We start from the raw sequence: 25,582 nt of genomic DNA on the forward strand, positions 1-25,582 counted from the left end.
GTAACTATATGTCCCGAAATGCAGTTTACTCTCCAAGAATCTGGTAATCAATACCCTTTATATCACAGAACTGTACCAATTCCTCTACAAAATCGCCATAAACACCGTGAGTGTGGTTGCACGGGTAGTATCTCAGGAAGGTATCCATGTCCGTATCCAGCTTCACGTAGGCATGTGGCCATTCGATCTGAACCTTCTCCGACAGCTTCTTTTCTTCTGCTTCGGAGAGCTTAACGAACTCTCCCGGTACTATTGTCATGATGTACTCGCCGTTCTGTCTCGCAAGCCTGGCAAGGGTAACTCGCCCAGGTGCCGCAAAATGCTTTACGGCAGCTCCTCCGGCCGGGAAGTAGAAGTCCTCGGGATACAGTTCTACGTGTTTGAGATTGTCTTCGGGATTCATAGATTTTCCGGCAAAGTAGGTCGCATGAGTGCCCGAGTTACAGAGGTCGAGAAGGTCCTCTTCCTCGAAGTAGTGTCTCACGTCAGCAAATAGAACTGGAGACTGAGCAATATGCTTGAAGATCTCCATGGTCAGAGCTCCATCCATGTCCGTTTCGGTGGCCGCAACGATTGTCTCCTTTGAACCGTGCCAGTCATACGGATCATTGAGGAAGGCCTCTACTATGTCCATCGTTGCGTAGTTGTTTGTCATCTCGGGCTGACCTTTGAATCCAACAAAATCCAGCTCGTACTCTTTTATGATACTGAGCGCGGCCTCGTAGAGCGCGATCTGCTTCTCCAGTTTTTCAGGTGTAAGCTGTTTGCCGTCATACTTTACAGTTGCAAGCTTTTCAAGCCACTCTCTAGCTGCTTTTGTGACGTCTTTTGGTACTTTCTCTGCCCTGACTACCAGTTCATACTGGTCGATCTGTTCCACATCGACACCGAACTCCTTCAGCCACTGATCACCGTTGGCCGAAGCCGTGTACATTCCCATCGGACGGCCGCCGAACATACCGTATCTTTCACCCTTCAGTCTTGCGGCCGCTGAAGCAGCCCTCACGAAGTGCATTACCCTTTCAATTACATCTGAATCTTCGGGATTGCCCCATACCCTTTCAGGCATTATTCCGACCTGTTCGAGGGCACCTGCTGCCGCCAGCTGGCCTACCATACCGGGGTAAGAGGGATTGATCTGTCCATAGGTGAGGAAAGGACCTGGTGCATAAAGCGAGGCCATCACGGAAAGATGCGGCCAGCACCAGATAGCATAGTTGAATATCGTGGCCTCAACCTCGGCCTTCATCAGCTCCTTGCCGGCCTTCTTCGCGAGAGAAGGCTTCCAGACTATATCGGAGGCTGTGACAACTTCCACTTCACCCGTTGCTTCAAGGGCCTTAACCAGCCTGTCTTGAAACCCCTTGTTCATTTCGATCAGATCGTTGTGAACGAAATCGCGCCCGTCGGAAAAAGTGATCACTCCAACCTTTCTCTTTTTCATTGAGCATTCCTCCTCTTTTCAGTGTTTTCTTCGAGCTTATCTACATGAGCTTTGACACAGATTTTCTTTGAAGCAGTTCCGCCTTCAGCACAACTTTCGATTTATCACCTCGTGTTCCGTCTATTTCGCTCAGCATAATCGTGGCGGCAATCCTGCCGATGTCCTTCACAGGCTGTCTGATCGTCGTCAAGGGTGGCTCGATCAGTTCGTTCATAGAATGGTCATCGAAGCCTACAATCGATAGATCACCGGGGATTTTCAGGCCCATCCGCCTTACGGTTGCAACTATGACCTCATTGAGAAACTGGTTTGTGGATATGATCGCATCCGGTCTCCTGTCCGATTTCAGAACAGACTCCAGTGACAGCGAAGCCCTTTCCGCGTCCACTGCATTCTCGATAATCCAGTCTGCGTTTATTTCAATGTCCAGCATCTTGCAAGCCTCCAAAAAGCCCATACGTCTCTCTTCTATTGTATAGATTCCCTTTTTGTGAAGGACTATTCCGAGTTTCCTGTGACCGTTCTCCTTTAAGTGCAACACTCCCTGGAGAATCGCCTGTCGGTTGTCGAGGGTTACCGAGCTTATCCTATCAAGTCCTTCGAGAATCCTATCGTAGAAGACTACGGGGATGTTTCTCCTGACTGCCTCTCTGTAAAGTCGTGAGTTGTTTCTTCCATCCTCACCCCCACAGGGCGAGGAAAGTATCCCCTCGACGCCGTGTTCGAGGAGCCATTTGATGTAGATTCTCTCTTTCTCGAAATCCTCGCCGATGTCGCAGACGATGAATTTGTAGCCTCTAGGAAAGAGCACGGTCTCGACTCCGCTCATGAAATCCAGAAAGAATGGATTCCTGATATCCGACACGATGAGACCCACAGTCTGGGTCTTTCTTGTCTTCAGGGATTTTGCGGAGGAATTGGGAATGTAGTTCAATCTCTCGGCCGCGTCGACTATCTCTTTCCTCAGGGAAGGACTCACTCCCGGCTCATCGGAAAGCGCTCGCGATACGGACGACGGTGATATGTTCAATTCGTTTGCTATGTCTTTTATCGTTGTCTTCTTCATCACTGGGGATCGCAACCTTTCGCAAACGTTTGCGTTCATTTTCATTATACTATGGGTCGTCCTTGATTGAAAAGCAAAGTGGTAGCAGACAGACGTAGAGAGAGCTCAAGTAGAATAAGTCAGTCTTTGTGTGTTTTCCTTGATAGGGAGAGTATTCCAAGTATGTTTGGATTGGGTTCTATAGAGGAAAGCTCAATCTTTACCTTCTTTCCTGGAACTCTGTAGTAGTTCTCTTCAATGGTCTTGAGTATTCTGTCGAAATAGTACCGGTTCTTCCCGAGACTTCCTCCGATTACCAGTACCGAAGGATCGAGAGAATCTATGAGGTTGCAGAGAAAGCGTCCAAGAGTTTCAGAAGCTTCGGTTATCATTTCTTTGAAGACCGGCTCGTTCAACTCTGCGCGATCTGTTATCTCTTTTGTGCCGATCTCGATTCCAAGTGAATCATGTGCTCTAATTTCAAGGCCCCTGCCGCCTGAAATTGCTTGCAGGCAACCGCGACGACCACAAGTGCAAAGCGGGCCATCCGCTTTCACTATTGTGTGGCCGATCTCTCCCGCTGCGTTGCTTGCTCCCCGCAAGATTTTCCCCCGGACGACCATTCCCATTCCTATTCCCGTACTGACGGTAACGTAGATGAGCGACTCAATATCCTTCCTGAATTCCCATTCTCCAAAAGCCGCTGCATTACAGTCGTTTTCGATTACACCTTCGGTACCGAGAAAGGAGGAAGCTCTTTTGAAGAGCTCCACGTCTTTCCACCCGAGGTTCGGCGACCAGATCAACTTGCCCTTTTCGGGACTGACGGCACCTGCCGTGCAAAGCCCCCAGCGGTTTATATTTCTACTTCCTTTCATGCGAAGACAGATGTTACTAAGTCGCTCGAAGAAACTGTCAATTCCTTCAGCTGGCCTGGTGGGAAATTCTTCCGATGAATAAGGCTCCACTTCTTTCTCATCGAAAGCCGATACGAGAGTCTTGGTACCTCCAACGTCGATCGCTATGTCAACTGCTGGCATTTACTGCTCTCCGAATTTTCAGGATCCTTTCAAGAACCTCCCCTTCTCTTTCCTCATCAAAAAGGTTTCTGTTTGCTATGTAGGAACCGATTCCGAGCGCAACGGCGCCTGCTTTCATGTATTCTGTAGCGTTTTCGGCCGTTACTCCGCCGAAAGGCATGAATTTGACTGTGGGAAACGGACCCCTGTACGCTTTTAGCAAATTCAGACCCTCTGCATCGCCGGGGAAGAGTTTCAGAAAGCTGAATCCGTTGTTCAGCGCCGTCTGTATATCTGTAGAAGTGTAGACTCCGGGTATATAACTTATTCCATCCCTTGTCGACAGCTTTGCGATTTCCTCACTAAATCCAGGGCTGAGAACGAAATCGGCATTCGAGCGAAGCGCTCTCGAATAAGCCGTATCATCGTATACTGTACCGGCCCCGATTACGAGCTTTCCGTAGAATTCCTTCTTGAGTTCGTGCAGTATCTCAGATGAAGATTCGTCGGAGAAACTGACTTCCAGAATCGTCAAGTCGTTTTCCAGCAGCATTTCACACAACTTCCTCGATTGATCAAGCGTAAGACCCCTAATTACTGTCAAGACCTTTTCTGTCATTAGTCTTTCAAACACGGTAAAATACCCCTCCTTTCGCTTACCGGCAGAAGATAATCTCTGCATTTAGTATATCAGGAGGTATCGCCACATTTCCCCGCTGAAAAGGAAACTGTCCATTTGAGTATTATGTCTTTTGTGGCATATCGTTGCTCATTTTGATGTAATAATGTGCTTCTGAAAACATTTTCAGATCTCTCATCGCTATTCAACAGAGACACCCGCGTAAAGTGTCGAAACATTTCCATGGTTTTCAACCGTGCTATAGAATTCGAACTCTATTAGAGAGACTCCTATTTTTAGAGCTTTGAAATCGAATAACCGCTTTCCGGGTTCGGTGCTTGCTATTGGAAAGTTCGAGATGTCACCGGGAAAGGATTGGCTCTTCGAAGGGTCGATGTACCTGTTATCTATGAGTCTCAGGATTTCGCTATCGCCCCGCACGCTCCATGAAAATCCAGCCGATAAGTCTTCCTCAGTAGTGGCTGCGAATAGATCACCCGACTTATGAAACCCGGAGAACTGTCAAGGACCGTTACATAATCAGGAATACACTCACTTAAAGTTCTGTCATCCATTTCTACATTGAATACCCTTATGTCGACAGCTTTTTCTTCGCCTTCCCATTCTCTGTAGAGCTTGAAAATAATTGCAAAGCTTCCCAAGGTTTCTGGACTGAATAACCAGGTCACTTTCGAACCGCCACCTTGGACAGCTTTTTCAGATTGGTCAACGGAGCTTTCCTTCGAAAAAAGTGAAAAGGCGTTAGCTTCTGATGAATAGTAGTGCCATGTATAACCGGTCGAAGCTTTCTCCACAAGTTGGGCCTTCAAGCGTTGTTCGTAGCTGATTCTGTTTAATTATCGGGATATTTGATTCTTCTGAATCTCCTATGCCGGCAAGAAGAGTTCCATAGAAAGTCACAAATACAATCGTCATTATTAAAGAGATTATGTGATAGTCTTTGAAAGCCATAAGTACCACCTATTCTGCTTCTGTTAGAAAACCTAACAATGTAGGTATTTGACGATCTCCAGAGAGAAAGGATCAAACGGGAAGAAAGGATCCAAAGAAGAAGTCCTGTTTTCAGCTAAACTCTTCTCTTGTATTTCATAGAGGAGGAATGTCAAAACGACCGAATTCAATCGCGTCTAATCGTGAAAGACAAGCTCCAATGATGTCTTTCGACTTTTCATCTTTTATCTAATAGTGTAGATTTTTATGACTCAACAAATCAATCATTTGTGTTAATATTTCTTCATGCTATGAAAAAGGGGGGAAAGTAAATGGAATCCGTTTACAAAAAGCTTCGTATATACAACTTGATAATGGGTTTTCTCCACCTTGTTCAGGGAATCATAATGCTGATAGTAAGCAACGATTCTTCTTTGACGATTACGAGAAACTACCTGGAGTTTGACCGGGAGATAATGCGACTGGTTCCAGCAACCGAGAACTTCATGGATCTGAAGATGGGTCCTTTCATCGCGAGTTTCCTCTTCATGTCCGCCATAGCGCATTTCATAGTCTCAACCTTTGGCTTTGGGTGGTACGCAAGAAATCTTCAGAAAGGAATTAATTACGCCAGATGGTACGAGTATTCCATCAGCTCTTCGGTGATGATTGTTGCCATCGCTATGTTCTCGGGTATGCTTGACATAGTTAGCCTCATGCTGCTCTTCACTGTCAATGCCCTAATGAACCTCTTCGGGCTTATGATGGAACTTCACAATCAGACAACCGAAAGGACAAACTGGACGGCCTTTATCTTCGGCTGTATTGCCGGGGCGGTCACATGGATAGCTGTCTTCGTATACTTTTTTACATCTCTTGGAAAGGCTAATGTTGAATTCCCGTCTTTTGTTTATGCAATTCTCATTACTTTCCTAGTTTTCTTCAACAGCTTTGCGATAAACATGTTTCTTCAGTACAAGAAGATCGGTCCCTGGAAGAACTACCTCTTCGGCGAAAGTATGTATGTTCTTCTCAGCCTTGTTGCCAAGAGTGTCCTTGCGTGGCAGGTTTTTGCCGGAACGCTCAGGCCAGTTTGATAAAAGTTTTTAAGGAGTATCGTGAGACCCCGAAAGGGGTCTCTTTGTTAAGATAATTCCAGGAGGATATAGATGCCAAATCTCTACTTCTATGCCGGTTCGGCAAATCCGGAGCTGTACGAGCTTCAGAATGAATTGATCGACCCAGAAAGGAAAATAGAGAAGGTTATGGAAGAGTTCTGCGATTTCGAAGGCAGCGTGATTGTCGATGTTGGAGCAGGCTCAGGCTTTCATTCACATATGTACGCAAGCACTGCCTCCATGGTTTACGCCGTGGAGCCGGATTCGGGAATGTTAAAACAATTGAAAGCGAGGCAAGCCCGTGACTTCAGATCGAACTTCTGTGTGTTGAAGGGATTTGCTGAGGACCTTCCACTGAAATCTGATCTGGCAGATATCGTGCACGCCAGGCTTGCGTATTTCTTTGGCCCGCCCATGAAATACACAGAGAGTTGTGAAGAGGGGATTGAGGAAGTCAAAAGGGTCCTGAAGACCGGCGGGTATTTCTTCAATATTCAGAACAACTACTCTTCAGGCCAGTATGCGGATTTTCTCGAACTATCATATGGTCGGGACCTTAAAAACCTTCAAAAAGAGATTTCCGATTACTTCGCATCGAGGGGCTTTTTGGAAAGGATCGTGAGAACGAAATGGAGAGCAAAGAACCGTGGGGAAATCGAAAAGGCCCTTACGCTGGAATTTCCGATCGAGAAGGTGGGGCAAATCATGAAAGCCTTTTCCGGCAACGAGTTCTCACACGACTTTTCAATATTCTTCTTCAAGAAAAGAACCAGAGGCGAAAATGGTTAGAGTCTATCTTTTAGGTCATTCGAGTTGCTTATTGAATTATCATGAACACATAGTTTTTCCCCGGATCGATAGGGTTACGAAAGTTCAGTGGTTTTTCGGTTTATTGCAGGGGTAGTGATGTGGAAACATGAAAAGAAGAATTGTAATACCCTATACCAGTTTATGGTATGATACTTTCATTAGTAAGTGGAATATTTCACAAATTTCACATAAAGGGGTGGTGTAATGGCCCTGCAATTCATCTCTCTACTGGTGATCTCCTTTATCATCTGGCTGGGCTTAGCCGGGAGTTTTGCCCTTGCCGAGATACTTCTTGGGCTTGTGGTTTCGACTGTTGTAGCCATAATCTTGAGCAAGTACTCAAGATTCCGGATCGGTCTGGATTTTCCTGTTCGGGTCTTCAGATTCGTATTCTCCTTCCTTCCAATCTTCATTATGGAAATGGTAAAGGCAAATATCGATGTAGCCAAAAGAGTCTTGAATCCTTCTCTTCCGATAAACCCTTCGATGGTAGAAGTTGAAACGGATTTGAAAGGGGAGATCTCGAAGCTCACTCTGGCCAACTCAATAACTCTCACACCTGGGACCTTGACAGTTGACATTGGTGAAGACCGTCTCCTGGTTCACTGGATAGACAAGAAGACCAGTGAACCCGAGAGAATAAGAGAAGAGATCTCGGGAAAGTTTGAGAAGAGAATAGGGGGGATCTTCGAATGATAGGCTTCTCCATCTTCTTTTCGCTAATACTCATTGGCGCCGCTCTGACTCTATACAGATTACTGAGAGGGCCGACGGTTCCCGACAGAGTCGCAGCACTGGATATATTGAACGTGATGATTACTAGTGCAATAGTATTGTTTTCTCTAATCGATGGCAATCCTCTCTTTCTAGATATAGCGCTTGTTTATGCTGCGCTCTCGTTTCTTGAGACCATAGTGGTTGCCAGGTATCTGGAGGGGAGAAGATGATCATACTAGATATTGTGGGATATGGGCTCTTATCTGTCGGCACATTTTTCTTTTTCCTGGGAGGCCTTGGAATGCTGAGGATGCCCGATGTTTTCAACAGGCTGCAGGCCGGAACGAAGGCAACTACACTGGGTTCGTTCTCCGTGATACTTGGTGTGGGACTGATAAATCCACAGTGGCTGCTGAAGACTATAATCATAGTCGCCTTCATTGCTATTACAAATCCTGTCGGGAGTTCAGCGATAGCCAGAACGGCCCTGAAGAAAGGAATAATACCGATAACTTATCAGGAATCTCATAAGGAACCGGACGGTCTCCCCAAAGGGGGTGGGGAAGAGTGAACGTATTCTCGTTCATAATCGGAGTGGTAATGGTGGGACTGGCTATTTTCGCGATTGAGGCGAATAAGCTGTTGACTTCCGTGATAATGCTCTCCGCAATGGGGCTTCTGTCTGTCATACTGTTTGTTATCATGAAAGCTCCGGATGTCGCAATAACGGAAGCTTCTGTTGGAGCCGGCCTCACTACGGCCATATTCCTCCTCTCCCTTAGGAAGCTGAAACGAGCTGATGTAGAATGAAGCGGATGATATCTGCACTTATAGCACTTCTTTTCTTCTTCATGATCGTAACCGTTCTGAATTCCGACTCTTCCGATTCTATGGGGATTCCAAGATATGGTGAAGTGAAGCTCTCCGAAAGAGTCTCTGCGAAATACATCGAGAAATCGGTGAATGGGAATGAAGATGAGATTAACTTTGGAGTGACTGCGGACGCCGAGACGGGTTCGGCTAACATGGTCACTTCGATTGTCGTCAATTACAGGTCATTCGACACCCTCGGAGAGGTGACGGTACTCTTCATTTCAGCGACCGGAGTCGGACTGCTTCTTGGAGGGGGAAGAAAGAGGGTCGGTTCGGCAATATCCGTCAGTCCCGTTGTCAAGATCGCCTCGCGCGTAATCTCCCCATTGCTAATGGTGCTGGGGATATACGTATTCGTTCATGGCCATCTGACGCCGGGCGGAGGGTTTCCCGGAGGAGCGATAATCGCGGCCGGTTTCTTGCTTCTCGTTGCGGTCGACGATGAAAAGAGGGCTTCAAAGGGACTGAAGATACTGGAGGGTACAATGGGACTTCTCTACGTTCTCATAGGTATAGCCGGCCTGTTGATCTCGGGTTCCTTCCTTAAGAATTTCCTTCCCACCGGTGTGGTAGGAGAGCTTTTCAGCGCAGGCATTATACCGGTTGTTTACTCGGTAATCGGTATCAAGGTTGGAGCAGAGCTTTCCGGAATTGTGGATGACTTCATTTCGGAAGGGGGCGATGAGGCATGATCCAGTACTTTTCTATGATGCTGGTCGCCGTTGGCTTATACGGCCTTCTTTCGCAGAAGAATCTCGTTAAGCTAATTATCTCTTTGAATATAGCAGAGATCGGAGTCAACCTCTTCATTGTCTCTATAGGTTACATAGAAGGGGGAGCGGCTCCTATTCTTTCTTCGGTCAGCGACAACTCGTCCCTTCTCTTTGTCGATCCTCTTCCCCAGGCTCTAGTTCTTACTTCTATAGTTATCGGAGTGGGCGTAACGGCCCTGGCCCTTTCGCTTATTGTTTCTGTAAGCAAATCAAGGGGCACGATAGATATCTCGGAGCTCTCGAGCGGGGGAGGTGATTCCGAATGAATCCCGTATGGTTAATAGCAATACCCCTCGCGCTAGCCTTTGTGAGCGCCTTCTGGAGAAGTGTCTCCGGTTGGGCTCTGCTTGTAGCCGCCTTCTTCAACGCCTTCGCCGGAGTCTTCGGGGTAATGTTCCTCACCGCTACAAGCTTCTCTATTGGCGGGTGGAAAGCTCCATATGGTATCAACTTGCTCGTTAACGACGCTACGAAGCTTTTACTTCCCGTCGCAAATATACTCTTTCTCTTTGCAGTGTTGAGTTACCTACGAAAAGGGGAAGAGACTAAGAAGTACTCGGTGGTTTTCTTGGTAGCTCTTGCCTCATTGAACGGGATCCTTTTGACCAACGATCTCTTCAACCTCTTCGTTTTCCTCGAGATCGCCGGAATCTCCGCCTATCTTCTGGCATCTACTGGAGAAGGCAGCGGTTCAAAGGTTGCATCTTTCAAGTATCTGATGATAGGATCGGTAGGATCGCTGCTGTATCTTCTTGGGGTCGCTGTTCTTTACGGGGCGGCTGGCACTCTAAACATTTCCGAACTTGCTGCCAGGATATCTTCCGGTCAGATCAGCGGCGATGTCACGTTAGTTTCTTCACTTCTTATTGTTGCGGGTCTCGGTGTTGAATCGAAATTGCTTCCCTTTAACGGTTGGGTTCCCGACGTTCTGACGAAATCGTCGCGTATTGCTACGCTGGTTCTTGCGTCGGTCTATCCGCTCGCAATGGTGAATGCCTTTTCAAAGGTCTTACTCGCCGTAGGAGACGATCGCGCGATGACTCTCGTCATTCTTCTTGGGACGGCAACTGTCCTTGTAGGCGAGGTCCTTGCTTTCAGTCAGAAGTCGTTGAGAAGAACGCTTGCCTATTCAAGCATCGCTCAGTCGGGCCTGGCGATCTTTCTTGTCGGGATCGGGAGCGTTGAGGCAATCACGGCATCGATAATGCTTCTCATAAACAACGCTCTTTCGAAATTTATGCTCTTCTCCGTTGACGACAAGGTTATCGATGAAGTTGGTCGAGACGATAGAGATACTCTTAACGGGTTCGGCCGAAAGTCACCGATAGTCGGAGTAATATTTGTAATCTCAGCGCTTTCAATTGCAGGTATGCCCCTCTTCTTCGGATTTAGGGGAAAGCTGAACGCGATATCGGCAAGCTTCGAAACCTCAATGGCGGTTCCTATAATAATTCTCATTGCAGCGGCTATTGAAGTTACATATTACTTCAGGTGGATCTTCACCTTCTTCAAGCCGGTCGGAACAGCTCAGACGCCTGAGAAGAGAATGGTCCCATCGGTGGAGTTCCTTGCCTTCGGGCTTGTGTTAAGTACGGTCATAGTCTTCCTCGGGGTAAGCTCGGGGGAGGCCTTCATGATGTTTGAGAGAGCCGCGGATTCTCTTGTAAATGGCATTTTGGCAATTGGAAAGGCCATTCTGGGAGGGATGTAGATGAATATACTCTTTTTGATAGCGGCATCTCTCTTTGCCGCTCCGTTGTTCTTTCTGGTTTCAAAACTGAATAAGAACGCGGCCTATGTTGCTTACGCCGCGTTCCAGATATTCATCTTTGTCTATGTGTTTTTCTGGGGAGGAAGTGGAGCTTCATATGAAGTGGTCGGGATAACGGGCAGACTCAACTTCAACTTCTCTATGCCCCCCGTTAACTGGTTTTTCGCTTCGATAGTGATGCTAATAATATCCACGACTGCGGTCTTCATGCTTCCTCTAAAGAAGAGCTCCGTCAAGGTCTTTCTGCTTAGTCTTGTAACTGCAGGAGCGATCGGAGCGGTCTTCTCGGCCGATTTCCTTACTTTGATGATCTTCTGGGAGATTTCCACATGGGCCTCTCTGATTCTCATAATTCAAGACAAGGAAAAGTCGACTCGAGAGGCGATAAAGTATGCCGCTATCGCGGCGGTGGGAAGTTATTCAATGTTGTTCGCGATCTTTTATATGGACAGCAGGCTGGGAACCGTCGAATTTTCCAGTGTGGCTTTGAAGATCGAGAGCCAACCGATCGGTGTTCAGCTCACAATCTTCATAGCCTTGGCGGTAATGGTTCTTGCAAAGATGGGAACTTTCCCTCTCCATACATGGCTTAGGGGCTCACATTCTTCTGCACCAGACGAATTCAGCCCCATCCTTTCCGGAGGACTCACAAAACTCGGTGGCTTTCTGCTCTTCACCATGACGATTGTTTTCCCCTCCTTTAAGGTTTTCGGCAAACTTCCCCTATTTAACGGCATTCCGATCGTAAATTATGGATTTGCCCTCCTTGGGGGCATTTCGATAGTCGTGGGAACGGTTATGGCTATACGAATGGAAGACGCCAAAGAACTCATCGCCTTTTCGACTGTAAGCAATTCAGGCTATATAGTGTTGGCCCTCGCCATTGGTGGAACCTACGCGACTGCCGGAGGAATGATGCACATTCTCAACCACGCAATGGCATCTGCCGCCATGTTTATGGCGATAGCTGCGGTAGCCTACAGGACAAAGACTACGAAAATGCACGAGATGGGAGGACTCATAATGAAGATGCCCGTCACCTTCGCCGTTTATCTCGTTGCGATTATTTCGGTGGCTGGAATTCCTCCTACAAGCGGATTCGTGTCGAAGTGGTTGATCTATCAGCAGCTAGTGCAGGATGGTTTGCCGTTTCTAGCCTTTGCCGCTTTCTTTGGAAGCATAGGGTCATTCATGTATGTCTTCAAACCTCTAGCGGGGATTTTCCTGGGACAACTGAAGCCCGAACATGAGAAAGTTAGAGAAGCACCGCTGATTATGCTTGCTCCGATGGCCTTTCTGACATTTCTTACTGTTTTCTGGGGAGTCTTTCCGAGCAACGCTATAAGATCGATCAACAGGATTACGGAATCGGTTGGCGGAGGAACTGTCGACGTGACTTTCTCGAGAATTGTCGCACTTACTGGGGAATGGGACTCAGTTTTGGTTACGACTGCCTTCGCGATAGGCTTCGTGATATCGTTGTTGATCTTCATGCGCGCAAAGAAGGCCAGACAGGTAGATCTTCTAGACAATTACACGGGCGGGGATTTTCTGTACACCGCAGAGCTTTATCACTTTTCTTACAGGATGTACAGGCCGTTCGACAGGTTATTCGAAAAGTGGCCTTCGATGGAAAACTGGCTTTCATCGACTTCTGAGAAAATCAAGGAACTTGGAGCCCTGTTCAAGGCAGTCTTTTTCAACCGTAATCCTCAGGTATACATTGCTTTGACTGTTATTGTTCTTCTTGGCGCCTTCTGGTGGTTGAGGTGATGACATGTTTATGAATATCGTAATCACAATACTTTCGGGGATCGCGCTTTTAATAGTCGCGTTTGTATATACCGTAACCCTTGAAGGAATTGCAAGAAAGATAGATGCAAGAATTCAGAGAAGATACGGCCCGCCTTTCTGGCAGAACTTCATAGATATTTTCAAGTCTCTGACGAAGCACTCGATTTCCCACGGCTTCATCTTCGACTTTGGTTTACTTATGGCTCTGGGAGGGACGATTGCGACGGTCTTCTTCGTCCCGGCCGGCAGTCTCGCCGTTTTTCCGGGAATCGACAATGTCTTTGTAGTGATCTATCTTCTGGCAATTGGCCTTCTTGGAATGGCGATGTCTGCCGTAGGGTCGGGAAATCCAAATGCATCCATAGGAATCGGAAGGGCACTGGCCCAGATGCTTGGATACGAACTTCCCTTCATGATAGTGATTCTCGGGGTCTTTTTCCACCATGGGACTTCATCTCTATCCGATCTTGTAAGCATCCAGATAGCGCAGGGCGCTTACAACGCTTGGTTAATGCCGATTGGCGGAGTAGTTGCCTTTATTTCTCTGATAGGGATGCTCGGAAAGAAGCCCTTCGACACCTTCATTGCACCGGCCGAGATAGCTTCCGGACCACTTGTGGAGTACAGCGGGAAGTATCTTGGTATGCTGATGATCCAGCACGCATTTGCGACATTCATTGAGATCGGATTGTTTGTGAACCTCTTCCTTGGAGGCGGTAGGACTTTATGGGAATTCCTCTTGAAGTTCCTTATAGTGTACTTCTCCATAGTAATCATCTCCGCCACTATTCCAAGATTCAGGGTCGAGCAGGCGATCAAATTCTACTGGAAATGGCCGCTCATTCTCTCCTTCGTTCAAGTAATCATAGTGGTCTTTGTGATGGGGAGGTGATGGCATGAGCGAAGAACGCAAAGCATGGGAAAAAGTAGCAAATATGCTCAGATCACGCTCGTTGTGGATGCTTTATTACTGTACCGGATGTGGAGCTATAGAGCTGCCTCCAACGATGACTTCGCGCTTCGATATGGAGCGTCTCGGGATTGGGCCTATGGCAACTCCTAGGCAGGCCGACATTATGTTAATCACAGGATACCTAAGTACGAAGACTCTCAGGAGAGTCATTTATTCGTACGAACAGATGCAGTCGCCGAAGTATATAGTCGGCTTTGGTTCTTGCACTTTAAATGGGGGAATATACTATGACTCGTACGCGACGATAAACAAACTGGATCTTTATGTGCCTGTGGATCTTTATCTGGCCGGTTGTATGCCCCGCCCGGAAGCTATAGTAAGCGGATTCACCGCGCTGATGAGCAAGATTGACAAAGGAGAGGCCAACGGTTGGAAAGAGTATAAGGAGAAGAACGATTGGTACAAGAGGAATCAGATAGAGGCTCTCGGGGAGGTGTATGTACACGATGAATTCCATGAATGAGATACTGGGAGAAGTGACGACTATTGCCGGAGAATTATCGGTTAAGGAAGTAACTGCCCGTGAGTCAATCGTATCCGTTGAAGCTTCGAGGTTGAATGCGGTTCTTGAGCTCTTAAAGAGAAGAGGCTTCTCTCATCTCTCACTGATAACCGGCGTCGACAGGATAAAAGACGGTATTTTCGAGGTGTTCTACACCCTATTCAGATGGGAGACAGGAGAGACTCTGTTGGTGAAGAGCTCGATTAGTAGAGATGAACCCGTAATTAGTACCGTGATGCACCTTTGGCCTACTGCAAGGTTTTATGAAAGGGACGTTCACGAGTTCTTCGGTATAGTGTTCGATGGTAACCCCGACCTTAAACCACTCATACTCGAAAACTGGAAGGAAATGCCGCCGATGAGAAAGGACTTCGATCCGCAGAAATACTCAAACGAGCACTTTCCGGACAGGCACTACGAAGCCGAGTTTCTGGCAGAAGGTGGCGATGAAAATGAGTAAGGAAGTCAAGCTCTTCTTGGGCCCTAACCACCCCGGGATGCACGGCAATTCAAGCGTTCACCTTTACGTAGAGGGGGACACCGTCGTCAGATCTAGACTTGTTCCTGGGTTCCTTCACAGGGGCTTCGAGAAATTGATGGAGAGAAGAGGCTGGATGCAAAACCTGGCCCTGATCCCGCGAATCTGCGTGCCCGAACCGGACATTAACGAAATGGTTTATGCGATGGCAGTCGAGGCGCTCACCGGGACGGAAGTGCCAGAAAGAGCTCACTGGATTAGGATGATAATTCTCGAGCTGGCGAGAATTGCTTCCCATCTTATGGCTTTGGGTGGAGTCGGTGGATCTACCGGTCTCTACACAATTTCACACTGGACGCTTGCTGACAGGGACAGGATTCTCGATATCTTCGAGAAGATTACCGGCGCAAGGATCTATCACATGTATATCGTTCCTGGAGGCGTAAGAAAGGATCTGCCCGAAGGCATCGAGTCTGAGATAGTTGAATTCCTGGATTATATAGAAAGCAGGAGCGATGAATTTGAGAACCTGCTCCTGAAAAACAGGATAATCAGAACGAGGACAGAGGGTCTCGCGCTTCTAACCAGAGAAGAGGCGCTGGAAATAGGTGTAACCGGCGTGGGACTGAGAGCAACAGGTCTGCCCTATGACATAAGAAAGATAGATCCGTATGCAAAATATGACAGTGTGGCTTTCGACATTCCCACCGCAACTGAAGGGGATGCATTTGCCAGATTCACTTTGAAATACTATGAGATGATGCAGAGTATCAGGATACTGAGGCAGGTACTTGAGAAAATGCCGGAGGGACCTGTGAACGCAAAGATCTCATCTGGCAGCGCTCTCAGATGGAGGGTGCCGGAGGGAACTGTCTACACTCACATAGAGTCATCCAGGGGCGAGTACGGATACTTTGTTGTCTCAGATGGAGGGGAAAGACCCTACAGGATAAACGTCAGAGGGGCTTCCTTTCCTCAGGGTTTATACGGTGTCGAGAAACTGCTAGCAGGCACAAGAATAGAAGACGTTGCTCTCTGGCTAACCACTATGGACTTCTGTCCGCCAGAGATCGACAGATAGGGGGCTGGTAACGTGAGCGTATACGATGATTTCAAAAAGACTTTCTGGGGTCCTACTGTAGCCTGGAAGAGACTGTTCACGAAGCCGGTTACAATAAAAGTTCCACAGGTTTATCGCGAAGCAGCCGAAAGATACAGGGGGTTCCACGTTAACGATTGGGACAAATGCTCCGGATGTGGAACTTGCGCAAAGATATGCCCCACCGACGCCATTAAGATGGTGCCAGTGGATATTACGGTCGATATCGGAAAGAAGGCACAGCGACCGGCTATAGACTATGGAAGATGTTCCTTCTGCGGTATGTGTGTCGACATATGTACGACGGGTTCACTGAACATGACCAGGGAGTATATTCATATATCCGACGACCCTGATAGTTTTTTCTTCCTACCAGATGAAACTGGCATCCATCATGATAGTCAACCTATAGGCTATTCACGCGACGAAAACTCGGAACTGCTCGATCTTGAAAGGGTAGAAATGGAAGAGCTCTCGGGTGAAGAGAGAGTTCAGTCGTTTATAGAATTTGTCAAGGGATTCTCGAAAGAGCAGGCCATAGCGGAGGCGGCAAGATGTGTGGACTGCGAACTCTGCATAGATGCCTGCCCGGCAAAAATGGATATTCCTAGATACATAGAGAGCGTCTTCAAGAACGATACAAAAAAGGGCGTCGAATGGATATACAGGACCAATCCTTTGCCGTCGGTTTGTGGACGCGTCTGTACCCACAAGTGTGAGACCGTCTGTTCAATAGGTAACAGGGGAGAGCCCGTTGCCATAAGATGGCTGAAAAGATATCTCATGGATCAGGAGAAGACGGAAGACGTTATAAGATATGCGAAAGAACAAGAGATAGTCAGAAAGGGAAGTGGCAGAGTTGCGATAATAGGCAGTGGCCCGGCCGGTCTGTCTGCCGCATATTACCTTTCGCTAATGGGCTACTCTGTTACAGTCTATGAAAGCAAAGAGCATGCGGGCGGTGTCATGAGGTATGGTATACCACGCTATCGTCTCCCCGATGAAGCATTGGATGCAGACTTAGAAGTAATAGAAGCCTTGGGTGTGAAGATCGAATGCGGCAAGACAGTTGGAAAGGACGTCACTATAGAACACCTTCATGAGAAGTTCGATGCGGTCTTTCTCGGAACGGGGTTCATGAAGGGAAGAAGCACCGGAGTCAAAGGAGCTGACAGCGAAGGGGTTTTGATGGCCATGCCTCTTCTCGAGTCTATTCGCGATTATCTCAGAGGGGATTCAAGCAAGAAACCGGAGGTGCCAGAAAGCCTTGTCGTAATAGGCGGAGGCAACGTTGCAATGGACGTGGCTCGTAGCGTTGCCCGTCTCCAGAAGATGGAAGGAATGCCGATAGATGTCAAAGTAACATGTCTCGAATCCTCGGATGAGATGCCAGCCGACCTTGAGGAGATAGTAGAGGGAAGGGAAGAGGGAATCAAATTCTTTCCTAGTCGAGGACCGAAGGAAGTCTGTCTCAAGGGCGGCAAAGTCTTCGGATTATCTACGATTGCTTGCACAGCAGTCTTTGATAAAGACGGAAGATTCAACCCAAGATTCGATGAAAGCGACGAAAGTATGATCGAAGGAAAAATGATTGTTGAGGCAATAGGTCAGGCGCCGGACTACGATTATCTTCCAGAATCGATCAGAGAGAAGATACAGTTCGTAAGGGGAAGAATACTCGTTAACGAGAAAGGTCAAACAGATCTTCCCTGGCTTTTCGCGGGAGGAGATATCGTGAATGGTCCGGACATCATTCATGGCGTTGCCGACGGTCACAAAGCGGCAGTTGGTATCGACGAGTACCTTAGTAAAGGGGTGAAGTGATGAGCGATTTCAAGAGCATTCTGGAGGTAGCACTCAGTTTCGAAAAATCAGGCCGGGAGTTCTATAAAAATAATATGCAGAAGGTCAATCAATCCGTTGCCAAAAAGACCTTCGAATATCTTATGGAAATGGAAGACTCTCATGTGAAGTTCATTGAGGGTATGATCGAAGCTCTTGAAGATAACAAGGAGGTTGATTTTGCCCTACAGGAAGAAGCGGAGGAGATATTCGTAGAGAGGCTGGAATCGCAAGCGCTCTCAAACAACTCTTACAGCAGCGATCTTGCCGATCTTTCGATTTTAAGAATGGCCTACCTCATTGAGAGGGATTTTGTTGATTACTACGAAAATGCCTCCAAAAACGTGGAAGACACGAGTGCAAAGAAACTCATGGTAAAGCTAATGAACTGGGAAAAAGGGCATGTTACTCTTGTCAAAGACCTCATGGAAAAGATATACGAAAAGAACGCAATTGATCTTGGCTTCTATCCCTTTTGATTGGAGAGAACGTTCTCGAGAAGAGAGACGAAGAAGCCGTTACGCTTTGCGGGAGAAGAGCCGCTGCACGCTTAAAAGCGGAGAACCCGCTGAATGCTATGAAGAACCATCCTTGGTCCTTCGTTGAACATGGACCCGTCCCTCGTAATTACCGCTGTACGCTGATGAAAACCACGTTATCCGTCAACGGTTTTCCGAGAAGAGCGTGTCCTTCGATAAGATCAAAGAAACTAAAGAGGTCAGAGGTATGAGGGTAGACGTATGAAGATCAAGATCAAACATCACATACCAACATCATGAACTATTATCAGCATCTTGTGTTCCGTAGCTCTTTTCCAACCTGCAACCACCTACCTGCAGCCCCGATCGGTTCGAAAACCAGATCCCGAAACAAGTTCGGGATGACAGCGAATGATTATTCCGATAAGGATAGATTCCGTCATTCCGACAAAGCTCCTGGTCGGAATCTGGATGCTCTTGCTTCACGATTTGACGAAGAACGAAGAACAGATCCTTGCTCTGGAATAACAGATTCTCCTCGGAGAACGGTGAACCAGTTTTGTTGCTCTTCCTACCACGAACCCGCAACCCCCAACCACGTTTTCTCCAAAACCCAGATCCCGAAACAAGTTCGGGATGACAGCGAGTGATTATTCCGAAAAGGATAGATTCCGTCATTCCGACAAAGCTCCTGGTCGGAATCTTGATGTTATTGCTTCACGGCTCTCCTCGGCGAACAGAGAACCTCTCAACGGTCAACCAGTTTCTCTTGCTTTTCCTACCACGAACCGCGACCCCCAACCACGGTTTCTCCAAAACCCAGATCCCGAAACAAGTTCGGGATGACAGCGAGTGATTATTCCGAAAAGGATAGATTCCGTCATTCCGACAAAGCTCCTGGTCGGAATGTGGATGCTCTTGCTTCGCGATTTAACGAAGAACGAAGAACAAATCCTTGCTCTGGAATAACAGATTCTCCTCGGAGAACGGTGAACCAGTTTTGTTGCTCTTCCTACCACGAACCCGCAACCCCCAACCCCGGTCTTTCCAGCTTCCCTTCGTCTCTTAGCAATCGGCCAACGGCTCTTCTCGTGAACGGTGAACAGCCCGACGGATAACCCATGCCTTGAACTTGTAACCATTCTAAATAGTCATAAGAAGACCGATAATATTTGTCTAGAATTACATGGAGGTATTTATGAAAAGGATTGTCACAATAATGTTTTTACTCGTATTGATAGGAGTGTTTACTATGGCCAGTACTGAAATACCAGTAGTTGATGCTAATTTGCCAGAGAATCTAGAAACCGCGACCTTCGGATTAGGCTGTTTCTGGGGTTCTGAAGCGATATTTGGAGGGATAAGCGGAGTATATAGGACCAGCGTTGGATACGCAGGAGGCACGAAGGTTAATCCAAGCTACTATTCTCTTGGAGACCACACTGAGGTAGTTCAGATACAGTTTGATTCTTCAGTAATCTCCTATGAAGAACTTTTGGAGCTTTTTTGGCTTTCTCACAACCCTTATGTGAATTACAAGATTCAGTATATGTCTCTCATTCTCTATCACAATGAACAACAGAAAGAGACCGCTGAAATGTTCATTGATTCGAAGGAGAACGAAGCCGGCAGGAAGGCGGCCACAGAAGTCTCGCGGATGACCGAGTTCTACAGAGCCGAGGATTACCATCTCAAGTTTTACCTCCAGAGAGATAAGGAGATTCTAAACGATCTTCTAAGATATTACGAAGACATCTTCGCTTTGAACGATTCAACTGTGGCGGCCAGGTTAAACTCTCTCCTGGCTGGCAAGGGAGACCCCGATCTTATGAAAAACGAATATGAAGATTACGGTCTCCAGAATAGAGCTCTCGAAAAGGTGAGGAAGATGCTCTTTTAGAGTGAAAAGAGATTCTGAAAAACTAATTCTAAATAAAGCCTGGTCTGAATTAAGGAATAAGAGAGAAAAGTAGATAAAGCTCATTATCGAGAACTAGGCTTCGATATACGAGACATGATGATAGTTGTCCGTCAACGATCCACCGTCGCCGCCGAGAAGACCGGTTGTCCGTTCCTACGCTAAGCGTCTGGGTTGTTTGTTCTTGGAATTAGATCCCGAAACAAGTTCGGGATGACAGCGAATGATTATTCCGAAAAGGATACATTCCGTCATTCCGACAGAGCTCCTGGTCGGAATCCGGATGCTCTTGCTTCAAGGCTCTCCTCGGAGAACTGAGAACCATTCAGTGGTGATCCGGTTTTCAGTCGCTCTTTCCAACCCCCGATTTCCGACCCCCAACCCCGATTCTTGAAAAACCCAGATCCCGAAACAAGTTCGGGATGACAGAGTGAGGAGCTTCCGAAAGTCGATGTTTGGATAACTTCCTAAGTTGCAGCAAAACCTTGAACTGGTGACCCGGTTTTGTTCACGAAACCCCAGACTCGAGACGAGACCCGTCTTGTTAGGTCTTTTTACTTGCAACTTGGAACTTGCATCTTGCAACTGATTTTTCGCTCTTTCCAACCCCCAACCACGGTTTCTCCGAAAATCATCTCTCGATAAGTTTTACTCCCGCGCTTTTGAACTCCTCTATAGTCCTCTGAATATCGCCCTGGTTAGCCTCAACCCCTTTTGTTCCGTTTATTATTACGTTTATCTTGAAGCCTGCCAGGAGCGCATCGTGAACAGTATATTTTAGGCAGTAGTCAAGAGCGAGCCCGCAAATGTCAAGTTCCTCGGTTCCAAGTGCCTTGAGAAGTCCGTCGGTTCCAAGCTGTGTTCCATCGTTCTCCTTGAAGATCGAGTAGCTGTCGACGTGGGGGTGAGTCCCCTTTCTTACTATATAGTCGAAGCGCCAACTCTCTATGTCTTGATGAAACTCCGCTCCATGACTTCCCTGTTGACAGTGAACAGGCCACAAAACGGGGCCGATCCCTTTTCCGTTGTCAAACGGTGTAAAAGGGTCTTTCCCATGATTGACCGCAAAGCTCATGTGATTCGACGGATGCCAGTCCTGGCTCGCAACTATCACCTTGTACACGGGGTCTTTCATTGTTCTGTTTACCACTGTGTTGATCTTGCTCGCATCGTTTACGGGCAGTGCGCCGGTTTCATAGAAGTCGTTCTGAACATCTACGACTAGCAGTGCTTTACGCATTTCAATCGCCTCACTTTCAAATTTCTAAAGCGCCCTTAACTTTTTGCGAAGTTCTTCATCAACTGAGCCAAGGGCGAAAAGCGTGATCTCGTCCGGTCTTAGCTTCTGAACCCTCTTGATCAGTTCAGCGAACTCGTCCCATCGACCTGTGTAATTGAATGCTCCAAGTCCGATTTTAATATCTTTCAGCGATCCATGAAGACTGCGGATCTTCTCTATCCTGGTGATCACTTCATCCGGTTCCTTTCCATATGCCATAACGACGGCCGAATCAATCAACCCGCTCTTCAACCACTCTATCCAGGGTTGCAGACGCTCACTTACAGCTCTTTCTGAATAATCATCGTAGACCGCACAGGATAACTTTTTCCCTTTGGCTCTTACGACTTCGGAGATCATCGAGACCTGTCTCGTGATGGAATAGATTCTGAAGCGAACGAAGGTGTCCTTACTTTCGATAAGTTCCTCTCGATTGAGCCACTTTCTGTATTCAGCGAGAGCAAGCGGATTGTAGCCGAAGCTCTTGAATGGGTACCTTATGAAGTCAAGATGAACCTCTTCCACATCGTAATTTGAAATTTCCGAAGCAATTTGGGCAGTGAATTCTCTCACATCTGGGATACCGGGATCTATGTACGGCCCGAATACTTCTTCTAAATTGCTAGATGAACACTCAAGCATAGAATTGCCGCTCTCGTCTACGGTGATCCATTCCGGTCTCCTGTTCAATACATGCTTTTCGGAAAGGGGTCTTTGCTTTCCAAAACCCCAAACAAGGTTAACGTTCATCCACGCCGAAATCTTGAACTCCCTTCCGCAAGCCTTTTCTATGGTCATCTGAAGTGCATCAAAGTCTTGAACTAATTCTTCGGCGGGAGGGAGCATATTTGAGGAGTAGTAAGAATCGGCGCGATTAACAACCTGTATGTAAGCCCTGAAGGCATTAATCCCGTCTAGCTTTTCGATCATTCTGCTCAGAGATTCCCGAGATACGAGTTCCTTGCTAGGAACCCACACTTCCGGTCTGAATCCGCTCATCTTCTCCTCCATTCAATATGTCGGCAATTCTGTCCAGACTATCAGATGAAGTCGATCACGTTAGATTTTTCGCTTATTTCCGGGATTATTATGCCCTTGCCGTCCGCCATTACTACCGTTACGCCGGGGCCGTGACCGGTAATTATACAGTCTCCGTGCACAACTACTCCGATTGTAACGGAGCCCTCCATATAACCTCCAAGTCCGAAAGAATCGTTGTGGTTCTCAAGGGCTACAAAATCGCCTATTCTTAGCCTGTCGAGACCGACTTTCTTTATGAGTGCCCTGTCATTTGTAATGATGTCGTAGTCTCCGCCGGAAGGATCTCCCGATCCTGAGCCGGAACCCATGAGATAGCCGGGTACTATTGCCCTAACTGGAAAGTGGATCTTTCCATCTCCTTCTCCAACGGGAATTCTATCGAGAAGTTCTGGATCGATATTGTAAACCCTTATCGAAGGATAGTCCTCAAGCACCAATCCCTGGCCGAATCCGACAACCTGTATCTTGTCTCCAATCGCCATCTTCTTCTTTATGTCTTCTTTGAAGTGAATCAAGACATGATTTATGCCGCCATGTTTGCCTATTACTATTCCCTTCTCCCCTTTTGCATCTCCGCTGATCAAAGTGGCCGAATTGCCGATACAGGAATAGCCGACATATGCCGCGTTTTTGTCGTTGTCCGGGTTCTTCGTAGAAACATCCGGTTCAACATGGTCGCCCACCATCTTGAATGCGCTGTCCCCAAGAGCGAAGTTATAGGTTATTCCACCAGTGCCGGGAAAGAGTCTGGGAGTCCCATCGACTTCCAGTCTGAAGGGGCTTCTCCTCAAGGGATGGGCAACTTCTCCGCTTACGGAGATCTTCACTACAGAAGCTTTGTTTGTACGCAATGTACTTTCCTCCATTCAATCGTTGTGTTGTTTTGAAGTACATATATATTATATCAACCCGATAACGCTTGTCCGAACCGTGATATAATCCACGCTGGAGGTTATAAGATGTTTTATCCGGGACATATACAGAAGGCAAAAAGACAGATTCAGAATTACATAAAATCGGTTGATGGAATAGTCGAGCTGCTCGATGCGAGAATCCCTCTTTCGAGCAGAGCCTATGAAGCAGAGAAATTGTTTCAAAAGAAACAGCGCATTGTCGTTCTAAACAAATCCGATCTCGCCGATCCGAAGATCACTTCGATGTGGAGAGACTATTTCAAGTCAGAGGGAAGTGACGTTGTCGAAGCCTCGCTGAGATCGACCGACGCAAAGCAGTTCATTATAAGAGAAATAGTACCGTTATTGAAAAGCAGATTCTACGAAAAGAGATTCATGGTTGTAGGAACGCCAAACGTTGGGAAGTCGACATTTATCAACAGACTCAAAGGCAAGAAATCACTGGCCGTTGGAAATAGGCCGGGAATAACTCGAGGGGTCCAGTGGATAAACGTCTCGGAGAGTATAGCAGTTCTCGACACGCCGGGGATACTATATTCAGATCTCCGATCTCCACACATAACTACGAAGCTTCTTGCGGTTGGTTCCCTACCGTACGAGAAGTTTGACCCTCTTGACGCCTTCGAAAGGGTGCTTGCCCTAATTGTCGAGAGGTATGGGAAAGGTCTCCTCGAGGATTACCTCGGTGAGGAATTCTCCAATCAAGAAGAGTTTGTCGAGAAGTTCTGCAGAAGAAGAAACTATCTTGCCAAACAGGGGGCGCTCGACACTACCAGAGGAGCCCACACTTTTCTCAGGGAGGTCGCTGCCGGGAAGGCAGGCAGACTCTCTTTCGAAGATCCTGAAAGCTTTTACACCAGTGATTCGCCAGAAATGGAGTGATTTCTCGCTTTGTTTCTCAAATCGCTCCATATGCGATCGATGAAGCTATAGGTCAGCCATTCTTCTACTATGTGCAGTTTTCTCGTGCCGATTCTGGTTGGTTTGACGATGCCCTCCTCTCTTTGGAAATATCCCCTTGCTATTGCGGAGTGAAGGAGATATCTCATCCTCACCGGAAGCCTTCCGAAGTGTTCTTCAAGACGGCGGAGATCTAGTTGACCACCGTAAAGTGCCCAGAAAGAGTAATAGAGAATCGCTGAAAACTTCACCATTTTGATTGTCTTACTGACAGGAAGCTTTCCAGAATCGAGAAATGAGTAGTATTCATCGAGCGAAAAGGTGTTGGTTCGAAACTCCTTTCCATTAAAGGAAGAAGCGCTCGTGCCAATTCCCAAAAAGAACTCGCGTGAAACAGAGCTGTATTTTCTTCCTTCGTTTCTCTTCTTGAAGGTCCAGAGTGAGTCCCTAATATAACCTTTTGAGAGAGCGACGTTTTCCAGTTCTTCCAGAATCTCGAGTTCCTTCTCGGGATCGTTCTTAGTGTTTTTGTACGCCGTATCTGCGAAACGCATCATTGGATAGACTGATACCTGTTCCGGGCCGTAAGAAATAGCCGTCTCAAGATCCTCTACGATTCTTCTCCGCTCAAGCTGGTAATCGAAGATCAAGTCAACGTCAACAAAGTCAAAGCCCGCCGAAGTAGTCGCGGCTATCGAATTCAGCGAAACGACGGAATCCTGTCTCCTTCGCCCCATCGAGTTCAAAGTGAAATCGTCGAAGGATTGGATCCCGAGACTAACGAAGTTAACGCCAGTCTCTCTTATTTCCTCAAGCCTCTTGCTGGAGACATCTGCCGGGTGGATTTCAAGAGCGATTTCGCCATCAGTCATTTCCCTGAAATGGGAGACGACTCCCTTTAGAAGGTCCAGGTCATAAGAAGGTGTCCCGCCCCCTATGTATATGGAACTGAATTGTCCAACTCTCTGTAGTTCGGATTCGCGCTTCAAAGCCGTCAAGTATTTGTTTGTCAGTTTAGAGTCGTATTTGATTTTGTTGTAGGGGCAGAAGCTGCAAAACTCCGGGCAAAATGGCACGTGAATATACAGCCCTGGAGATGAATCGAAGGCCATCGGGCCACTACCATCCACGTTTTGTATTCTGAACAGCTTTTTTCCAAGTTCCATGACTCTTTCGGCCAGACCCATTTTTCGCCCTCCCGCTCCATTCTAGTACGTAAAGTG

28 protein-coding genes and 1 pseudogene are annotated in these 25,582 nt (G+C 47.2%); 18 read left to right on the plus strand and 11 right to left on the minus strand.

What is annotated here, in order from left to right:
* Positions 1–25: 25 nt before the first annotated feature.
* From THEBA_RS08985 to THEBA_RS14290, 7 genes and pseudogenes are all read right to left on the minus strand, one after another.
* Positions 26–1,444: an L-fucose/L-arabinose isomerase family protein gene (locus tag THEBA_RS08985; RefSeq protein ID WP_006489189.1), complete on the minus strand. Its 1,419-nt coding sequence runs from the start codon at positions 1,442–1,444 to the stop codon at positions 26–28.
* 40 nt (positions 1,445–1,484) lie between these two features.
* On the minus strand, positions 1,485–2,510 hold the full coding sequence (locus THEBA_RS08990; protein WP_236609132.1) for a LacI family DNA-binding transcriptional regulator: 1,026 nt from the start codon (positions 2,508–2,510) through the stop codon (positions 1,485–1,487).
* Between the two features lie 119 nt (positions 2,511–2,629).
* On the minus strand, positions 2,630–3,529 hold the full coding sequence (locus THEBA_RS08995) for an ROK family protein (protein ID WP_014731272.1): 900 nt from the start codon (positions 3,527–3,529) through the stop codon (positions 2,630–2,632).
* The gene (locus THEBA_RS09000; RefSeq protein ID WP_014731273.1) at positions 3,516–4,142 is read right to left on the minus strand and encodes a bifunctional 4-hydroxy-2-oxoglutarate aldolase/2-dehydro-3-deoxy-phosphogluconate aldolase; all 627 of its coding nucleotides are present in this window, start codon (positions 4,140–4,142) and stop codon (positions 3,516–3,518) included. The genes THEBA_RS08995 and THEBA_RS09000 overlap by 14 nt, the downstream gene beginning before the upstream one ends.
* A gap of 186 nt (positions 4,143–4,328) precedes the next feature.
* Positions 4,329–4,571, minus strand: a pseudogene (locus tag THEBA_RS14980) (hypothetical protein); the annotation flags it as partial.
* Positions 4,544–4,942 carry a protease inhibitor I42 family protein gene (locus THEBA_RS13765; RefSeq protein WP_049794056.1) on the minus strand — a complete coding sequence of 133 codons (399 nt, stop codon included), beginning with the start codon at positions 4,940–4,942 and terminating at the stop codon, positions 4,544–4,546. The gene THEBA_RS13765 and the pseudogene THEBA_RS14980, both read right to left, overlap by 28 nt.
* Positions 4,890–5,099: a hypothetical protein gene (locus THEBA_RS14290; protein ID WP_014731275.1), complete on the minus strand. Its 210-nt coding sequence runs from the start codon at positions 5,097–5,099 to the stop codon at positions 4,890–4,892. Before THEBA_RS14290 ends, THEBA_RS13765 begins: the two co-directional genes overlap by 53 nt.
* Positions 5,100–5,410: 311 nt before the next feature.
* Between THEBA_RS14290 and heR the strand changes: the two genes are divergently transcribed.
* The 17 genes from heR (at position 5,411) to msrA (ending at position 20,207) form a co-directional block, all read left to right on the plus strand.
* Positions 5,411–6,175 carry a heliorhodopsin HeR gene (gene heR / locus THEBA_RS09015; RefSeq protein ID WP_014731276.1) on the plus strand — a complete coding sequence of 255 codons (765 nt, stop codon included), beginning with the start codon at positions 5,411–5,413 and terminating at the stop codon, positions 6,173–6,175.
* 72 nt (positions 6,176–6,247) lie between these two features.
* Positions 6,248–6,985, plus strand: a complete 738-nt coding sequence (locus tag THEBA_RS09020) for a class I SAM-dependent methyltransferase (RefSeq protein WP_014731277.1) — start codon at positions 6,248–6,250, stop codon at positions 6,983–6,985.
* 225 nt (positions 6,986–7,210) lie between these two features.
* Positions 7,211–7,702, plus strand: a complete 492-nt coding sequence (locus THEBA_RS09025; RefSeq protein ID WP_014731278.1) for a Na+/H+ antiporter subunit E — start codon at positions 7,211–7,213, stop codon at positions 7,700–7,702.
* Positions 7,699–7,953, plus strand: coding sequence for a cation:proton antiporter (locus THEBA_RS09030; protein WP_014731279.1), 255 nt, complete (start codon positions 7,699–7,701; stop codon positions 7,951–7,953). Before THEBA_RS09025 ends, THEBA_RS09030 begins: the two co-directional genes overlap by 4 nt.
* A complete protein-coding gene (mnhG, locus tag THEBA_RS09035) occupies positions 7,950–8,294 on the plus strand; it encodes a monovalent cation/H(+) antiporter subunit G (RefSeq protein ID WP_014731280.1) in 345 nt (114 codons plus the stop codon). The genes THEBA_RS09030 and mnhG overlap by 4 nt, the downstream gene beginning before the upstream one ends.
* Positions 8,291–8,533, plus strand: coding sequence for a Na(+)/H(+) antiporter subunit B (locus THEBA_RS09040; protein WP_014731281.1), 243 nt, complete (start codon positions 8,291–8,293; stop codon positions 8,531–8,533). Before mnhG ends, THEBA_RS09040 begins: the two co-directional genes overlap by 4 nt.
* A complete protein-coding gene (locus THEBA_RS09045) occupies positions 8,530–9,288 on the plus strand; it encodes a Na(+)/H(+) antiporter subunit B (RefSeq protein ID WP_014731282.1) in 759 nt (252 codons plus the stop codon). Before THEBA_RS09040 ends, THEBA_RS09045 begins: the two co-directional genes overlap by 4 nt.
* On the plus strand, positions 9,285–9,635 hold the full coding sequence (locus THEBA_RS09050) for a sodium:proton antiporter (RefSeq protein WP_014731283.1): 351 nt from the start codon (positions 9,285–9,287) through the stop codon (positions 9,633–9,635). Before THEBA_RS09045 ends, THEBA_RS09050 begins: the two co-directional genes overlap by 4 nt.
* The gene (locus tag THEBA_RS09055) at positions 9,632–11,080 is read left to right on the plus strand and encodes a complex I subunit 5 family protein (RefSeq protein ID WP_014731284.1); all 1,449 of its coding nucleotides are present in this window, start codon (positions 9,632–9,634) and stop codon (positions 11,078–11,080) included. Before THEBA_RS09050 ends, THEBA_RS09055 begins: the two co-directional genes overlap by 4 nt.
* Positions 11,081–12,913 carry a proton-conducting transporter transmembrane domain-containing protein gene (locus tag THEBA_RS09060; RefSeq protein WP_014731285.1) on the plus strand — a complete coding sequence of 611 codons (1,833 nt, stop codon included), beginning with the start codon at positions 11,081–11,083 and terminating at the stop codon, positions 12,911–12,913.
* A gap of 4 nt (positions 12,914–12,917) precedes the next feature.
* The gene (locus tag THEBA_RS09065; protein WP_006488761.1) at positions 12,918–13,826 is read left to right on the plus strand and encodes a respiratory chain complex I subunit 1 family protein; all 909 of its coding nucleotides are present in this window, start codon (positions 12,918–12,920) and stop codon (positions 13,824–13,826) included.
* A gap of 4 nt (positions 13,827–13,830) precedes the next feature.
* Entirely contained in the window at positions 13,831–14,370 is a 540-nt protein-coding gene (nuoB, locus tag THEBA_RS09070; protein ID WP_014731286.1) for an NADH-quinone oxidoreductase subunit NuoB, read from the plus strand.
* On the plus strand, positions 14,354–14,869 hold the full coding sequence (locus tag THEBA_RS09075) for an NADH-quinone oxidoreductase subunit C (protein WP_014731287.1): 516 nt from the start codon (positions 14,354–14,356) through the stop codon (positions 14,867–14,869). Before nuoB ends, THEBA_RS09075 begins: the two co-directional genes overlap by 17 nt.
* On the plus strand, positions 14,862–15,968 hold the full coding sequence (locus THEBA_RS09080; RefSeq protein WP_041928459.1) for an NADH-quinone oxidoreductase subunit D: 1,107 nt from the start codon (positions 14,862–14,864) through the stop codon (positions 15,966–15,968). The genes THEBA_RS09075 and THEBA_RS09080 overlap by 8 nt, the downstream gene beginning before the upstream one ends.
* A 12-nt stretch (positions 15,969–15,980) precedes the next feature.
* Positions 15,981–17,810 carry an FAD-dependent oxidoreductase gene (locus tag THEBA_RS09085; RefSeq protein ID WP_014731289.1) on the plus strand — a complete coding sequence of 610 codons (1,830 nt, stop codon included), beginning with the start codon at positions 15,981–15,983 and terminating at the stop codon, positions 17,808–17,810.
* The gene (locus THEBA_RS09090) at positions 17,810–18,307 is read left to right on the plus strand and encodes a ferritin-like domain-containing protein (protein ID WP_014731290.1); all 498 of its coding nucleotides are present in this window, start codon (positions 17,810–17,812) and stop codon (positions 18,305–18,307) included. Before THEBA_RS09085 ends, THEBA_RS09090 begins: the two co-directional genes overlap by 1 nt.
* 1,198 nt (positions 18,308–19,505) lie before the next feature.
* Positions 19,506–20,207 (plus strand): peptide-methionine (S)-S-oxide reductase MsrA, encoded by a 702-nt coding sequence (gene msrA / locus THEBA_RS09100; protein WP_014731292.1) that lies wholly within the window; start codon positions 19,506–19,508, stop codon positions 20,205–20,207.
* Positions 20,208–20,856: 649 nt separating this feature from the next.
* Here msrA and pncA read toward each other — a convergent pair.
* The 3 genes from pncA to THEBA_RS09115 are packed head-to-tail and all read right to left on the minus strand — an operon-like array spanning position 20,857 to position 23,396.
* Entirely contained in the window at positions 20,857–21,465 is a 609-nt protein-coding gene (gene pncA / locus THEBA_RS09105; RefSeq protein ID WP_014731293.1) for a bifunctional nicotinamidase/pyrazinamidase, read from the minus strand.
* 24 nt (positions 21,466–21,489) lie between these two features.
* A complete protein-coding gene (locus THEBA_RS09110) occupies positions 21,490–22,503 on the minus strand; it encodes a glycoside hydrolase family 10 protein (RefSeq protein WP_014731294.1) in 1,014 nt (337 codons plus the stop codon).
* A 41-nt stretch (positions 22,504–22,544) separates the two neighbouring features.
* Complete coding sequence (locus tag THEBA_RS09115; RefSeq protein ID WP_014731295.1) at positions 22,545–23,396, minus strand: DUF4438 domain-containing protein; 852 nt, start codon at positions 23,394–23,396, stop codon at positions 22,545–22,547.
* Positions 23,397–23,504: 108 nt separating this feature from the next.
* Here THEBA_RS09115 and ylqF point away from each other — a divergent pair, with 108 nt between their 5' ends.
* A complete protein-coding gene (gene ylqF / locus THEBA_RS09120) occupies positions 23,505–24,341 on the plus strand; it encodes a ribosome biogenesis GTPase YlqF (RefSeq protein ID WP_006488422.1) in 837 nt (278 codons plus the stop codon).
* Here ylqF and THEBA_RS09125 read toward each other — a convergent pair.
* Positions 24,311–25,546 carry a radical SAM protein gene (locus THEBA_RS09125; RefSeq protein ID WP_006488421.1) on the minus strand — a complete coding sequence of 412 codons (1,236 nt, stop codon included), beginning with the start codon at positions 25,544–25,546 and terminating at the stop codon, positions 24,311–24,313. The two genes, ylqF and THEBA_RS09125, sit on opposite strands and share 31 nt — an antisense overlap.
* Positions 25,547–25,582 lie beyond the last annotated feature (36 nt).

It is taken from the genome of Mesotoga prima MesG1.Ag.4.2, from assembly GCF_000147715.2.
In the GTDB taxonomy this organism is placed as follows: Bacteria; Thermotogota; Thermotogae; order Petrotogales; family Kosmotogaceae; genus Mesotoga; species Mesotoga prima.